Source organism: Pseudonocardia yuanmonensis (genome assembly GCF_039542425.1).
Taxonomy (GTDB): domain Bacteria; phylum Actinomycetota; class Actinomycetes; order Mycobacteriales; family Pseudonocardiaceae; genus Pseudonocardia; species Pseudonocardia yuanmonensis.
In genome coordinates this window covers 1-1065 of sequence record NZ_BAABIC010000065.1, presented here as the reverse complement: position 1 = coordinate 1065, position 1065 = coordinate 1, and the positions used below count along the sequence as shown (strand labels likewise).

Sequence of the window (1065 nt, the reverse complement as noted above, 5' to 3'; positions counted from 1 at the left end):
CGACCGCATCGCGGCGGTCGGCACCGTCGACCCCGCCCGCGCCGACGGCGCGCGTGTGGTGGAGGGCCGCGGCCGGACGCTGATGTCCGGGCTCTGCGACGCCCATACGCACTTCTCCTGGAACAACTCCGCGGACCTCGACGGCCTGGGCACCATGCCCGTCGAGGAGCACCTGCTCTTCGCCATCGAGTCCGCGCGCACCTACATCGACTCCGGCTACACCATGTGCCTCGGCGCGGCCTCGGCCAAGGACCGGCTCGACGTCGTGTGCCGCGACGCCATCAACGCCGGCCGCATCCCCGGCCCCCGCTACCTGGCCAACGGCCCGGAGATCGCCGTGACCGGCGGCGCGCTGATCAAGTCCATCACCAAGTTCGCCGACGGACCCGACGGCATGCGCAAGGCGGTGCGCGAGCTGATCGACATCGGCGTCGACCAGATCAAGCTGTCCATGACCGGCGAGGAGATCACCGGCACCCAGCGCGCGGAGGACACCTACTTCTCCGACGAGGAGGTGGCCGCCGCCGTCGCCGAGGCGCACCGGCGCGGCAAGCGGGTCTGCGCCCACGCCCGCAGCGCCGAGAGCGTGAAGATGTGCGTGCGCCACCACGTCGACGTCATCTACCACGCCAGCTTCACCGACGCCGAGGGCATGGACATGCTCGAGGCCAACAAGGACTGGGTGTTCGTCGCACCCGGGATCAACTGGCTCGTCGCCACCCTCTACGAGGCCGAGGCCTTCGGGTTCCCGCAGGAGGCCGCCGAGGCCGTCGGGTACAAGAAGGAACTGGAGATGGCCATCGCCGGGCTGCGCGAGATGCACCGGCGCGGGATCAAGGTGCTGCCCGGGGGCGACTACGGGTTCGCCTGGACGCCGCACGGGACCTACGCCCGGGACCTGCAGCACTTCGTGGAGCTGTTGGGCTTCACCCCGATGGAGGCGATCATCTCCGCCACCGCCTGGGGCGGCGAGATCATGCTGCGGCCCGACGAGCTGGGCAAGGTCCAGCCCGGCTACCTCGCCGACCTCCTGCTGGTCGACGGCGACCCGCTCGCCGACATCAC

At 70.7% G+C, this 1065-nt stretch carries 1 protein-coding gene; it reads left to right on the top strand.

The window, feature by feature from the left end:
- The coding region (locus tag ABD990_RS34130; protein WP_345384938.1) for a metal-dependent hydrolase family protein at positions 1–1065 on the top strand (1065 nt) is incomplete at both ends.